Source organism: Actinoplanes sp. NBRC 101535 (genome assembly GCF_030269225.1).
In the GTDB taxonomy this organism is placed as follows: domain Bacteria; phylum Actinomycetota; class Actinomycetes; order Mycobacteriales; family Micromonosporaceae; genus Actinoplanes; species Actinoplanes rectilineatus.
On record NZ_BSSY01000016.1, the window covers coordinates 1 to 13,057 of the forward strand.

The 13,057-nt window shown below is 71.7% G+C and carries 10 protein-coding genes; 4 read left to right on the forward strand and 6 right to left on the reverse strand.

What is annotated here, in order from left to right; genetic code table 11:
- Window positions 1-253 precede the first annotated feature (253 nt).
- Complete coding sequence (locus QSK32_RS33740; RefSeq protein WP_045741849.1) at window positions 254-1,144, reverse strand: AraC family transcriptional regulator; 891 nt, start codon at window positions 1,142-1,144, stop codon at window positions 254-256.
- 91 nt (window positions 1,145-1,235) lie between these two features.
- Between QSK32_RS33740 and QSK32_RS33745 the strand changes: the two genes are divergently transcribed.
- The gene (locus QSK32_RS33745) at window positions 1,236-2,225 is read left to right on the forward strand and encodes an acyl-CoA dehydrogenase family protein (RefSeq protein ID WP_045741850.1); all 990 of its coding nucleotides are present in this window, start codon (window positions 1,236-1,238) and stop codon (window positions 2,223-2,225) included.
- Between the two features lie 47 nt (window positions 2,226-2,272).
- Here QSK32_RS33745 and QSK32_RS33750 read toward each other — a convergent pair whose 3' ends face one another.
- Window positions 2,273-3,223 (reverse strand): alpha/beta fold hydrolase, encoded by a 951-nt coding sequence (locus QSK32_RS33750; RefSeq protein WP_285474152.1) that lies wholly within the window; start codon window positions 3,221-3,223, stop codon window positions 2,273-2,275.
- A 63-nt stretch (window positions 3,224-3,286) separates the two neighbouring features.
- On the opposite strand from QSK32_RS33750, the gene QSK32_RS33755 reads away from it, so the two are divergent.
- Both QSK32_RS33755 and QSK32_RS33760 read left to right on the forward strand, forming a co-directional pair.
- A complete protein-coding gene (locus QSK32_RS33755) occupies window positions 3,287-3,952 on the forward strand; it encodes a TetR/AcrR family transcriptional regulator (protein WP_285474153.1) in 666 nt (221 codons plus the stop codon).
- 9 nt (window positions 3,953-3,961) lie between these two features.
- Window positions 3,962-4,768, forward strand: coding sequence for a patatin-like phospholipase family protein (locus QSK32_RS33760; protein WP_285474154.1), 807 nt, complete (start codon window positions 3,962-3,964; stop codon window positions 4,766-4,768).
- 18 nt (window positions 4,769-4,786) lie between these two features.
- Here QSK32_RS33760 and QSK32_RS33765 read toward each other — a convergent pair whose 3' ends face one another.
- Window positions 4,787-7,048, reverse strand: a complete 2,262-nt coding sequence (locus QSK32_RS33765; protein WP_285474155.1) for a putative bifunctional diguanylate cyclase/phosphodiesterase — start codon at window positions 7,046-7,048, stop codon at window positions 4,787-4,789.
- A gap of 96 nt (window positions 7,049-7,144) precedes the next feature.
- Between QSK32_RS33765 and QSK32_RS33770 the strand changes: the two genes are divergently transcribed.
- Window positions 7,145-8,209, forward strand: coding sequence for a spore photoproduct lyase family protein (locus QSK32_RS33770; RefSeq protein ID WP_045741853.1), 1,065 nt, complete (start codon window positions 7,145-7,147; stop codon window positions 8,207-8,209).
- On the opposite strand, the gene QSK32_RS33775 is transcribed toward QSK32_RS33770, so the two are convergent.
- The 3 genes from QSK32_RS33775 to QSK32_RS33785 form a co-directional block, all read right to left on the reverse strand.
- Window positions 8,197-8,883, reverse strand: a complete 687-nt coding sequence (locus QSK32_RS33775) for an ATP-binding cassette domain-containing protein (protein WP_045741854.1) — start codon at window positions 8,881-8,883, stop codon at window positions 8,197-8,199. The genes QSK32_RS33770 and QSK32_RS33775 overlap by 13 nt on opposite strands.
- Entirely contained in the window at window positions 8,880-9,707 is an 828-nt protein-coding gene (locus QSK32_RS33780) for an ATP-binding cassette domain-containing protein (protein WP_285474156.1), read from the reverse strand. Before QSK32_RS33780 ends, QSK32_RS33775 begins: the two co-directional genes overlap by 4 nt.
- A 112-nt stretch (window positions 9,708-9,819) precedes the next feature.
- Window positions 9,820-12,711, reverse strand: coding sequence for an FtsX-like permease family protein (locus QSK32_RS33785; RefSeq protein ID WP_285474157.1), 2,892 nt, complete (start codon window positions 12,709-12,711; stop codon window positions 9,820-9,822).
- Between the last annotated feature and the right edge of the window lie 346 nt (window positions 12,712-13,057).

The window sequence follows — 13,057 nt, forward strand, 5'->3', positions numbered from 1 at the left end:
GTCCGGGGCACTCGCTCAACTTTACTCTCTCGTTTTCCGCCCCGTCAAATCCGCGTTTCCGGCGAATTCGATCGGCTGAGAAATCCGTTCGAGCCCCGCGAAACAATACACGATGATTCACCGTGACCATTTCTTGGGTTTCCCCCAGGACGGCCGCTCCGAGCCCTCGACTTCAGGTCCCGTTCGCTCGCCCGTCTCCCTGGCGGCTCGGAAAACATTACAGCCTCAACCCCGCAACGCCAAATCGGGGGGGTCAGCGGCCGTCCGGGGCATGCAGAGCCCGCCGGAAGCGTCCCGGCGCCATCCCGAACTCACGGCGGAACGCGCCCGCGAACGCGAACTCCGACGCGTACCCCACCCGGCGCGCCACCGCGGACAGCGGCGCGTCGGACTCCCGCAGGAGCTGGGCGCCCCGGGTCAGGCGGCGGCTGATCAGGTACGTCATCGGCGGGGTGCCGACCAGGGTGGTGAACCGGCGGGTGAAGGCCGTCCGGGACAGCCCTGCGGCCCGGCTGAGCTCGGCGACCGTCCACTGCTCCTGCGGGCTCTCGTGGATCGAGCGCAGCGCCGCCGCTATCCCCGGGTCGGCGAGGGCCGGCCAGGAGGGTTCCGGGGCGCGCTCGTTCCAGAGGCGCAGCACGTGGATGAGCATCAGGTCGACCACCGCCGGCCGGGTGACCTCGGTGCCGGTGCGCGGGGTGTCCATCTCCGCGGCCAGGACCTCGACCAGCGCGGCGAGGCGGCCGTCCGGTGTCACGGTCACCACCGCGGGCAGGGACCGCAGGTAGGGGTGCACCGTTCCGCCGTCGTCCAGGCGGTAGGCGCCGCAGATGAACTCCATGTCGACCGGCCCGTCCGGCGGGCGCTGCGGTCCCATCGTCGCGAGCGGCAGGGTCGCCAGCGGCACCGGCTCCGTGGCGAAGCCGTGTGGTGCGCCGTACGGTGCGAGCGCGATGTCGCCCGGTCCGACCGCCAGCGGCGGCAACTCCTCGGAGATCAGCCAGCCGTGACCGCGAAGGATCACATGGAAGCCGACGCCTTCGAACCCGGCGAAGCGTCCGGCCTGCTGGACGGGTGTCTCGATCCGCCGACCGTAGGCGCGCCCGATCCGGAGTGCCTCGACCGCCTCGCTGATCACGTCCACGCGGGGGAATCTAGTCGCGGCGCACACACGCGTATGTCCGCGGTCCACCGGCGCATGGTCTCCGGCACACCCGCGCGGTTGAGTGAAGATCATGTTTAACGACGAGCAGGACCGGCTCGCGCCGGAGACGGTCGAGGCGCTGCGCAAGGCCGGGGACTTCGCGCTGGGAGCGCCCGGTACCACCGCGCGGTCGATCCTCGACCGGCAGATCGAGATCGGTCGTACGGATCCGTCGGCCTCCTGGGTGGCCGGCGTCGGCGTGGTGTCGAGGGTGCTGGCCCGGAGGTTGGCCGGTGCCGCGGAGCAGGAGGAGTTGTTCGCCGATCCGGACGCCCTCTTCTGCGGGTCCGGACGTCCGGACCGGGGCACCGGCGTCCGCGACGGCGACGACGTGCTGATCACCGGGGCGTGGCCGAACGTGTCCGGCTGTGAGGACGCCACCTGGGCGGGTCTCGCGTTGATGATCGACGGCGTGCCGCACTTCGCGAACGTCGCGGTCGCGGATCTGACGGTCGACCGGACCTGGCGGACGGCCGGCATGCGGGCCACCGGCAGTCACACCCTGGTGGCCGACGGCGTGCGGGTGCCGGCCCGGTTCGTCACCGGGTTCCGGCCGTTCAGCGTGGACGACGTGATGCTGTTCGCGCTGACCGTCATCGGTCCGGTGATCGGTGCGGCCCGCGGTGCGCTGGACGTCACGCACACGATGTTCGCGTCGGGGCGTAAGCCGTTCATGACCGCGTACGCGTCGATGGGTGAGTCGGCGGGCGCCCGGCACTGGCTGGCCGAGGCGACCCACCTGATCGAGCGGGCCGAACGGGCCGCGTTCGCCATCGCGGCGGCGGTGGACGCCGACGGCGAGGTCCCGTCCGCCGATCTGCCGCGCTGGCACATGGATCAGGCGGCCGTGGGGCGCGACTGCCGGGCCGCGGTCGACCTGCTGCTCGATCTGCACGGGGCGGGCGGGTTCGCCCTGGACAATCCGGTGCAGCGGTTCTGGCGGGACGTCGCGGTGGCGAGTCGCCACCCGCATCTCAACCCGTACCTGGCGGTGGAGAAGTACGGGACCGCCCTGGTCTGAACGGTGCTCACGGCGTACCCCGGCAATGGGTTCGCAGAGGGACCGCCTCACCGCGCCTGGAGGAAGGTCGCGACGTCGGCGGCGATCTCCGCCGGGTACTCGCCGTTGATCGCGTGTGAGGCCTGCGGGTAGGTCTTCACGGTGGCCGCGGTCAGCGTCCGGGTGGCATGCGCCGCTGCCGCGTCCGCGTCGTGCATCCGGGACCGGCCGGCCATCAGGACCAGGGTGGGCACGCGCAGCCCGGCCAGGCGGTCCGGGTCCGGCCGGGTGGGTGCCGAGAGCTTCATCGTGTACGCCTGGAGCCCCTGCTCGATCATGTCCGCGACCGGGACGTCCGCCACCGGGGCGTCGTTCGCCGTCCAACTCGCGAAGTCCTCCCGCCAGGACTCGGGTGCCCAGCGCACGCTGACCGGGATTGATCGCAGCACGGCACCGGCTGACAGGTTGGCGAAGGTGAGGATCGGGTCGAGCAGGATGAGGCCGGCCACCTTCTCGGGACGGTGCAGGGCCAGGTTCATCGCGGTCCACCCGCCGAACGACAGGCCGAACAGGTGGATCCGTGGTTCCGGCAGCGCCTGGAGGACTTCGTGCAGCCATTGCGCATGGTCATCATCGGTACGAATGGGGCGCTGCTGGATGCTGAGGCCGGGTTCGCCGAGCAGGTCGACGGTGTAGACGTCGCGCAGGCGCAGCAGGGACGGCAGGTTGTCGGCCCAGACCGGTGAGGCGGAGGCCCGGCCGGGGAGCAGGAGCAGCGGATCGCCGCCGGCGCCGGCGAAGTGATAGACGCGCACGATGCCGTAGCCGGTGCGGATGTCGAGGGTGCGGTCCGGGGTGGGCAGGTCGGCCGTCGCAGCGCGGTAGGCGGCGAGGAACCGGTCCTGGGCTTCGGTCGAGGTGAAGTAGCCGACCGGGGACGGGTCGCGGAGGGCATAGGCGGTGACCGACGCCAGGGTCACGACTGCGGCGGCGGCTCCGAGCAGAAGCTTCCTTACCATGCGGTCAGAATACTGACCGGCTGGTAGATTCTTCAACCGCACGGTCATCGGTACGGTGGTGCGGTGCCCGCCAAGACGCCCGCCAAGACGCCCGCCAAGACGCCCGCCAAGACGCCCGCCAAAGCGCTCACCCTGACCGAACAGGCCCGCCGCGCCCAACTGATCGGCGTGACCGTCGACCTGATCGCCCGGCATCACTACAGCGGAACCTCGCTGGCCCGGATCGCGGAGGCGGCGGGCATCTCCAAGGCTGCGGTGCTGTACCACTTCCCGTCCAAGGACGCCGTGGTGCGGGCCGCCTACGACTCGGTGATCGAGGCCCTGACCGGGCACATCGGCGCGGCGATCGGCACGCGGACCGGCGCGGCGGCGCTGGAGGCCTACATCCGGTCGCTCGTCGGTCACCTTCGCGACCACCCGGCGCACACCCGCATGATCGTCGAGGCGATCAGTGAGGACGCCGAGGTCGAGGACACCCCGCACGCCCCCGGCCGGCAGGCGTCGGTGGCGGCGCTGATCGCCGCGGGCCGCGACGCGGGCGACTACCGGCGTGACGTCGACCCGGCGGTCACCGCGGTGATCGTGAACGGCGCCCTGGACGGCATCGTCTCGGAGAACCTGGCCGACCCGGCGTTCGACACCGCGGCGGCCGCCGAGAACCTGATCGACCTGCTCCGCCGGTCACTGCGCCCCTCCCCACCCGGCGAAGACACGTCTCCCGTCGCCTAGCCTGGGGTGATGGAGGAACGGCCGATCCGGATCGGGCTCGCACTGGGCGGCGGGGCCGTGCGCGGCGCCGCCCACATCGGGGTGCTCGACGTGCTCGACCGGGCCGGCCTGGAACCCGCGGTGATCACCGGCACGAGCGCCGGTGCCCTGGTCGGCGCGCTCTACGCCAGCGGCCGCAGCCCGTCGGAGATCGCCAAACTGGCGCAGACGCTGCGCTGGGCGCGGCTGATCCGTCCCGGGCTCACCCGCAAGGCGCTGTTCGAGACGTCGAAACTGGCGGTGTTCCTGGACGGCACGTTGAGCAGCCTGACCTTCGAGGAACTCGAACGTCCGTTCGCCGCGGTCGCCTGCGACCTGACCACCGGCCGTGAGGTCGTGATGCGCGAAGGACCGGTGGCCAGCGCGGTCCTGGCCAGCGCGGCGATCCCCGGCGTCTTCCCGCCGGTCGACCGGGAAGGGCACCTGCTCGTCGACGGCGGGCTGGTCACCATGGTCCCGGCGGCGCTGGCCCGGGAGATGGGCGCGGACATCGTGGTCGCCGTCGACGTGTCCGGCCCGCTGCCGCGCCGCCCGCCGAACACGCTGATCCACATCATGGTCGCGGTGAGCACCCTGCAGCCCGGTGGCGGCGACCGCCTCGAGGAGGACGCCGACCTGGTGCTCAACCCGGAGGTCGACGAATACGCCTTCTGGGAATTGTCCCGCATCCCCGAATTCGAGCAGGCCGGCCGGGACGCGGCGACCAGGGCACTGCCGCTGCTGCGGGCGCTGGTCGCGGAGGCGGAGGCGCGTCGCGCCTGGCATCGCGACCGCTGACACCCCGCGGGGTACGCGTCAGCGCCGTCCCGCGTGTTCCCCCAGGGCCTCGACCGCGTACGCCGCCGGCATCGGGTGATACAGGTGGAACCCCTGGCCCCGCTCGCACCCCAGGTCCCGCAGGGTGCGCGCCTGCTCGGCCGTCTCGATGCCCTCGGCGACCACCTCCATCGCGAAGATCTGCCCGAGCCGGATGACCGCCTCGGCGAGCTGTCGCGCCGTCGCGTCACCGGGCAGCCCGGCCGTCAACGACCCGTCGATCTTGAGGATGCCGATCGGGAGACGGCGCAGGCAGCCCAGCGCGGAGTAGCCGGTGCCGAAATCGTCGACGGCGATGCGTACCCCGGAATCCCGCAGTTCCTCGAGCCGGGTGACGAGCTTGTCGTCGGCGTCGAGCACCACCCCCTCGGTGATCTCCAGGATCAGCCGCTCGGCGGGGAACCCGGTGTCGTCGAGGATCGCGGCGACCACACCGGGCAGGCCCTCCTGCATCACCTGCTGCGCCGACAGGTTGACACTCAGGTCGAGGTGCGCCGCCGCCGGAATCCGGTCGTGCCACTCGGCGGCCTGCCGGCAGGACTCGCGCAGCATCCACTCGCCGAGCGGCACGATCACCCCGGTCTCCTCGGCCAGGTCCAGGAAATCGGCCGGCGGCAGCAGTCCCCGCTCCGGATGCTCCCAGCGGACCAGAGCCTCGACGGCTGTCGTCTCGCCGCTGCCCAGCGCCACCACCGGCTGGTAGTGCACGATCAGGTCGCCGTTCTCGATGGCGCTGCGCAACTCGGCGGCCCGCCCGCCCGGATCCAGGTCCGGCGTGTAGACCTGATAGCGCGACCGGCCGGACCGCTTCGCCGTGTACATGGCCAGGTCCGCCTGCCGCAGCAGCAGGTCGGGGCTGACCGGATGCAGCGCGTCGTGGATCGCGACACCGATGCTCGCCTCCACGCAGAGCACCACCTCGCCGAAGACGATCGGCGTCCGCAACGCCCCGACCAGGCGCTGCGCCACCCGCTCCACGGCGCCCCGGTCCGGCAGATCCCGCAGGATCACGGCGAACTCGTCACCGCCGAGACGGCCGGCCGTGTCCCCGGCACGGATCGCGGTCCGCAACGTGACCGCGGCCGCCTCGAGGACCGCGTCACCGGCTTCGTGCCCGTACACATCGTTGATGGGCTTGAACTTGTCCAGATCGATGAGCATCACCGCGTGGCAGCGGCCGCTGCGGGCCGGCTGCGCCGCCAGCGCCGCGATCCGGGTGTTGATCAGAGCACGGTTGGGCAGGCCGGTCAGCGGATCGGTGACCGCGAGATCCTGGTTCTCCCGGAGCACGTACATCTGCCGGGCGATGACCAGCGCGGTCATCAGGATCGCCCCGATGATCATGCCGCCGAGCGGGTACATGCCCTGCTCACGGGCCAGATAGCCGAGAATGCCGTAGGCCAGGGCGATGGCGCCGTAGGGCAGCCAGTTCACCCGGGCGGACCGGCCGTTCTGATCCGGGGCGCCCCGGCCCGACCAGTAGGTGCGATGCGCGGCCAGCACCATCAGGAAACCGCCGCCGAGCCAGAACAGGTCCGGCCACGAACCGCCGGCGAACCCGACGTGCAGCTGCAGATATCCGTAACCGACATCGGCGATGACGAACATCGCCACCGCCCCGGCGAGCATCACGATCGCCGGATCACCGCTGCCGGTACGCCGCATCAACAGCATCGCCAGGGCCAGCACCAACAGCAGATCACCCATCGGCAGGGCCGCGGAGTAGGCGACCTGCCCGATCGGCACGTTCCGGCTGACGAAGATCGGCCCGAGCAGCAGGTACCACAACACCATGAACGTGCCGGCCGCCACGATGAGCGCGTCGAGCGTCAACTTGATCCGGTCGATCCGCGACCGCCGGGCCGCGGGCATCAGCAGCAGGCCGACGAACATCAGCGGGACATAGAGGATCATCCAATAGTCGGCGTACGCGGGATAGGCGGTGCGGTGCATCATGGCGTCCTCGACGAACCACGACACCTGCGACGCGAACCGGCAGAAGAACGCGGCCGTGATCAGGACCCAGGCCCGGCGCGCCTGCACGGTCCGGCCGCCGTGCACGACGACCCGCAGCGCGAGCAGCGTGAACACCAGCGAGATCGGCACGTGGATCAGGTCGGTGAGGTACTGCCGGGTCTCGTCGTCACCCCAGCTGCCCAGGTAGAACACGAGGAAGGCGGCGAGAATCAGGCCGGTGCCGGCGACCGCCGCGTTCGCGACGCGGTCACCGGTCGACTTCACACGCGCCACACCCTGACATCGGCATCACCCGGCGGAGACTGAGCCACTGGTCGTGGCGGTTCGGCGCGTGCCGTGCCGACAATCGTAAGTTAGGTCATGACCTCCTCCGAGCTGCTGGACATCCGCCGCATCTACGTCGAGCCGGCGGCGGCGGAACTGCCCCGCGGCAAGGAGGTCCTGGCCCGGTTCCCGGAAGCGACCCGGGTCGAGGTGGAGAGCCACCAGCGGATCCCGGAACTGTACGGCGACGAGACGAACGTGAACCGCTGGGTGCGCATCAAACGGGAAGCCCTGGTCCTCGGCGTGAAGAAGACGTTGACGGCCCGCCCCAACGGCCGGTCCGCCGACTTCATCGCACCGTCGACGGCCAACGGGTGCGCGATGGCGTGTGCCTACTGCTATGTGCCCCGGCACAAGGGATACAGCAACCCGGTCACGGTGTTCGCGAACATCGACCGGATCAGCGGGTACGTGCGGCGGCACGCCGCCCGCCAAGGGGTGAAGACGACACCGAACGCCTGCGACCCGCACTCCTGGGTCTACGACATCGGCGAGAACTCGGACTGCAGCGTCGACGCCCTGATCAGCGACAACGTGCGCGACCTGGTGGAGATGTTCCGCTGGATGCCGGCGGCGAAAGCATCGTTCGCCACCAAACACGTCAACCCGCAGATGCTGGACTGGGACCCGCGGGGACGCACCCGGATCCGGTTCTCGCTGATGCCGGCCCGCGACGCGAAGATCCTGGACATCCGCACCACGCCGGTCGCCGCCCGGATCGCCGCGATCGACGACTTCGTGGCCGCGGGATACGAGGTGCACGTCAACTTCAGCCCGGTCGTGGTCCGGGACGGCTGGCTGGCGGACTGGGCCGAACTGCTGGACCAGCTCGACGCGGGCATCGGCGCGGCGGCCAAGGAGCAGCTGGCCGCGGAGGTCATCTTCCTGACCCACAACCGGGACCTGCACGAGGTCAATCTCGGCTGGCATCCGAAAGCCGAGGAGTTGATCTGGCGTCCCGATCTGCAACAGCCGAAACGGTCGGAGAACGGTTCGTGGAACGTGCGGTACCGGACGGGGGAGAAAGGTGGTTACGTAGCGGCCCTCGTCGGCCTGATCGGCGAACGTACGCCGTACTGCCGAGTGCGCTACGCCTTCTGATCACCGGCATCGTCCGCGCCTCTCCTCTCGTGGCCACCGGCCTCGTCGATACGTCCGGACCGCATCCGTGTCACCATGCCGGCGGTCTCGATCACCCGCTGGTCGTGGCTGGCGACCACCACCAGGGTGCCGTCGTCGACCGCCGCGGCCAGCGCTGCGAGAACCAGGTGCACGTGGTCGTCGTCCTGATGAGCGGTGGGTTCGTCGAGCACCGCCACGGCCGGGCCCAGGACGAGCGCCCGGCCCAGTGCGGCACGCTGCTGCTCCCCCAGCGACGTCTCGCGCACTCGGCGGCCGGCGATCCCGGCCAGCCCCAGCCGCTCCAGCAACCCCGCACCCCGGTGCCCGGACTCCCGATCGTCGATTCTCTGCTTCCGCAGGCCGATCGGGAGAAGCACGTTCTCCGCAACGGTGAGGTCGGGTTCCAGGGCGAGACGTTGCGGCAGCAGGGAGATGTCCACCCACGGCGGTGTGCCGCGCAGGGGCCGCCCCCGGAACAGCACCCGCCCCTGCGACGGCGCCATCACCCCGGCGATCAGATGGCACAGCGTCGACTTTCCCGACCCGGAGCGGCCGGCGAGAACCGCGAGGGTCGCGACAGGTAGTTCCAGGTCGATGTCCTGAAGAACCCTGGTCCGCCCCCGCACATGGCTGACCCCCTCGACCCGGATCACGGCGCCTTCTCCGCGGGATGCAGCTCGACATGTCCGTCCTGGACCGTGACGACGACTCGCCCCTCGGGGAACAGTGCCAACGCCTCCTCCGGCAACTGCAACCGTCCCAGCCCGTCGACGGCCGTGGTCCGCTGGTGCTGACCGGCGCTGTGCTCCCCCGACAACACCCCGTGGCGCAACCGCAGGACGGTGTCCGCCGCGGCCGTCGCCCGCGCGTCGTGGGTGGCCAGCACCACCGCGCTGCCCTGCGCCGCCCGCGCCCGCAGCAGCCGCAACACCAGCGCCGCCGACTCGTCGTCCAACTCCGCCGTAGGTTCGTCGGCCACCAGCAGCGCGGGCGCCCCGACACCGGCCGCAGCCACCGCCAGCCGTTGCTGCTCCCCACCGGACATCAGCGCCGGCCGGGTACCGGACCGCGCCCCCAACTCGACCTCGTCCAGCACCGCCGCGACGTCACACCTCACACCCCGCAACCGGGCCATCTGCTCGATCTGCCCCCGAGCGTCCAGCTGCGGGAACAGACTGTGCGTAGGCCGCTGCGCCACCCACCCGACCTCGGTCCGCCGCAGCCGGTGCAGTTCCCGCCGCGACAGCGCGGACACCAGCCGCCCCCGATGCCGCAGTTCACCGCCGGCCGGCCGTTCCCGCAGCGCGAGCAACGCCAACAGGGTCGACTTGCCACTGCCGGACGGTCCGGTGACAGCGCTGATCCGCCCACCGGACACGGTCACGTCCACGCCCCGCAGCGCCTGGGTGGGCCCGGTGGGCGCGGCATACAGCTGGAGCAGGTCACGCCCCTCCAGTAACGCCGGCCCCGTAGTCACGACAGCCTCCCCACCATCATGGACGGCACCTCCGTCACCACGAACGACGTCCCACCATCATGGACGGCACCTCCGTCACCACGAACGACGTCCCACCATCACGGACGGCATCTCAGTCGTCACGGTAGGCGTCCTCCTCGGAACTCGCCGACCGCACCGTGGTCAGCCCGATCGCCAGCAGCGTCGCCACCACGGCGACGATCGCGGTGACAGCCAGGCCGTTCGCCGAGATCTCCAGCGTGTACGCCGGCAGCAACCCCGGCTGGTCGTCCAGCAACCGCGCGCCCAGGGGCGTCAGGGCGGCGACCCCGGCCACGGCCGCGGCGAACGCGACCGCGGCCAGCAGCACGAACTCGAGTGCCCGGGCCCGTCCGACTCCGCGCCGCCCGAGCCCGGCCCGGGCGAGCATCAGGTCCGCCGGCCGGCGCGCCGCGGCCGTACGCTGCGCATAGATGCCCAAGGTCAGCAACGCCACCAGCGCCAGGTATCCGGCGATCGCCACCTGGTAGCCACGCGCCCGCCCGGTGGCAACGTAGGCCGCGTCCTGCCGCAACTGGTCCGCGGTGTCGATGCGTTCCGGGACGGTGCCGTGCGCGTCGGTGATCGCCTGCGCGCCCGCACGCCCGGACGAGTTCCACAGGAAGGTCCGCAGGAACAGCATGCCCTGCGGTTGCCGGGTCCGCGGCCGCAGCCGGGGGTCCTCGGCGCCGAGCCGGGTGAACATCGGGTCGGCGGCGACCACGTACATCGCCCGCCCCCGCATACCCGGGAACGCGTCGACCCGCGACGCCACCTCCAGGTCCTGGATCTGCGGGCCGGCCATCATCCGTACCGTCGGAACCCGCGCCGCAGCCGGATCGGCCACGACGATCGCCCGCGGGCTGCCGTCATCGGCCGCGGGCCGTGCGGCCAGTTCCGTCAGTGCCGCCCGGGCCGCCGCGAGTTCCGGGCCGTTCCCCCAGAGCGCGACCTCCCCGAACCGAGCCGGATCGACGATCAGGAGATCCTTCTGGTAGTCGTCGAGCGGCGTCGTGACGTCGGCCAGCCAGACCACCGTGTTGCCCGGCGGCAGCGACGGCGTGCGCACTCCCGGCACCGGCTCGGCAACCGAAGCCGGATCCGCCGGGTCCGGCACGGGCACCGGAATCGCATCGGCGTCGAGCACCCACGAGCCCTCGATCGTCGCCACCGCTTCGGCGCCCGCAGCCACCGCCACCCGGTCCTGAGCCGACATCCGCGTCGCATGCACCGCCGACAGCGCGAACAGCAACATCCCCAGCCCGGCGGTCACCACCAGGACGGCAAGCCGACGTTCGGTGCCACCCGCCCCCAGGCGCCGCCGGGTCAGCCAGAAGACCACCCGGGTCCGACCCGCCGGCGGCGTCGCCCCGGCCCGGCGGTGGGCAAGCCTGGTCGGCAGCCATCCGCCGATCACCCCCACCGAACACAGAACCAGCAGGGGTACGAGCAGATCGACCCCCCTGGTGCCGTCGGCCGGGCCACTCGCGCTCACCAGGCCGCCGGCCGCGACCAGTGCCACGGCCACCACCATCGTTCCCCACGGCAGCGCGCGCCGAGCGGTCGCGGGCGGGGCCGGTCGTACCCGCCGTGCCGCCGCCACCGCCCCGACCCCGGCCACCAGCGCCAGCCCGGCCAGCACCGCGCCACCACCGGACAACGCCGCCGGCTGCAACGATGCGGTGATCCGTCCCGGCGGCCCCAGCCGCTCCACGAGCTGCCACGCGACGAGCCACCCGGTCACCGCGCCCAGAACCGCCGGGAGCAGGTGCTCCAGCAGCCACAGTCCACCGATCCGAGGCGCGGACATGCCCACCGCCACGGCGTGCCGCAGTTCCCGCTCCCGTCGCCTCGCCGACAGCAGGGCCACGGCCAGCACCGACGCGAGGCCCACCGCGACGGCCGCCCATTCGACCGGCCGGGTCCGCTGCCGTACCGCATCGGTGGTCCCCGTGGCGTCGTCCGCGATCCGCTGGATGCCACTGGCGAACCGCAGCGCGAGCGGATCGTCGTTCTCGGAGAACAGGTCGGTCGCATATCGCCGCCGGAGTTCCTCGACCCGGTCCGCGGTTCGACGAGCCTCGGCCAGCGTCACCCCGGGCGCCAGCTCCGACTCGGCCGACCAGAACAGCTGGTCACCGACCGCCTCGGCCAGCCGCTCCACCGTGGCCACGTCACCGACCAGCAGGTACGACGGCAGGGTCCGGTACTCGGTGTCCCCCGGCACGTCACTGCGCCGCAACGCCCACTGATGCCGGCCCGCCGGATCCGCGGGCAGCCGCCCACCGGCGTCCACCGCAAAGATGCCGTCGACCGTCGCCGTCGCCCGCTGCGCCTCGCCGTCCGTCCCCCGCGTCACAGCGACGACGATCTCGTCCCCGGCTCGGACTCCCAGCGACTCGGCCACCGGCTGCGGCAGCCACAACCCGTCCCGCGCCGCGTCGTCCCCGGCCCGCGGCCGGCCATCCGCGGTCGGTCCCACCGCCACCAGGTCTTCCGCGGGCGCCTCGACCGCGAACAGTCGCGCCCGCTCCGCTCCGCCGCGTCCGGTGACACCGTCAGTCCCACCCGATCCCGTGGCGTCGTTCCCGCCGCCCGCCCTGGACTGCCCGGCCACACCGACCGTGGAACTCCAGAACTGCGGCCGCACCAGCTCCGCGCCGATCGACCCGCCGGTGAGATCCGGCTCGGTCAGGTGCGGCACCTGTCGCAGATCGTTCGTCACGGGCACCTGGTCCAGGCTGCGCGGCCCGACGTTCGCCGACACCCGCACCACCGCCGCGTCGTTCTGCTGTGCCGACGCCGGAGTCTGATCCCGCCGAGCTTGGAAGGCCGCGTTCCCGGAAGCCTCCGCGAACATGCCCGGCGCCGCCCCCGCGGCCGCGACGACAGCGAACGCCGCCACGATGAGCACCGACCAGGACCGCTGGCGCAACCCGCCGAGGAGCGCGGCCAGCACGAGCCGGTCAAGGACCCACGACTTCACGGACGCCACTCCCCCTCCTCAGCTCATCGATCCACAAGCGACCGTCCACCCCGTCCACGACCATCCCGACATGCGCCGATGCCGATTCCTTCGCGCGGTGCACCGAGGCTACGACACCAGACTCCGGCGCGCTGCCCTGTCACGAGGGCCGTTTTCCAAGGTCAATGGCCTTCACCCCGGACACCCCACCGCCCATCTCTCACGATTCGCCCATCGATTCGCCCATCGACCGGAGGGACGTTCCGGTGAACCGGATTCCCGGCGGTGACCAGTAGGCCGGCCCCGCAATCCGGCTTCGGCGCCCCACCATCGCGTTCGCCAATGCGCCGGCCCGTAACCGCGGATC

What these genes read in the sequence shown, in the direction of transcription:
- QSK32_RS33745 (WP_045741850.1), top strand. Translation starts at nt 1,236, where the DNA reads ATGTTTAACGACGAGCAGGACCGGCTCGCGCCGGAGACGGTCGAGGCG.
- QSK32_RS33770 (WP_045741853.1), top strand. Translation starts at nt 7,145, where the DNA reads ATGACCTCCTCCGAGCTGCTGGACATCCGCCGCATCTACGTCGAGCCG.
- QSK32_RS33760 (WP_285474154.1), top strand. Translation starts at nt 3,962, where the DNA reads ATGGAGGAACGGCCGATCCGGATCGGGCTCGCACTGGGCGGCGGGGCC.
- QSK32_RS33750 (WP_285474152.1), bottom strand. Translation starts at nt 3,223, where the DNA reads ATGGTAAGGAAGCTTCTGCTCGGAGCCGCCGCCGCAGTCGTGACCCTG.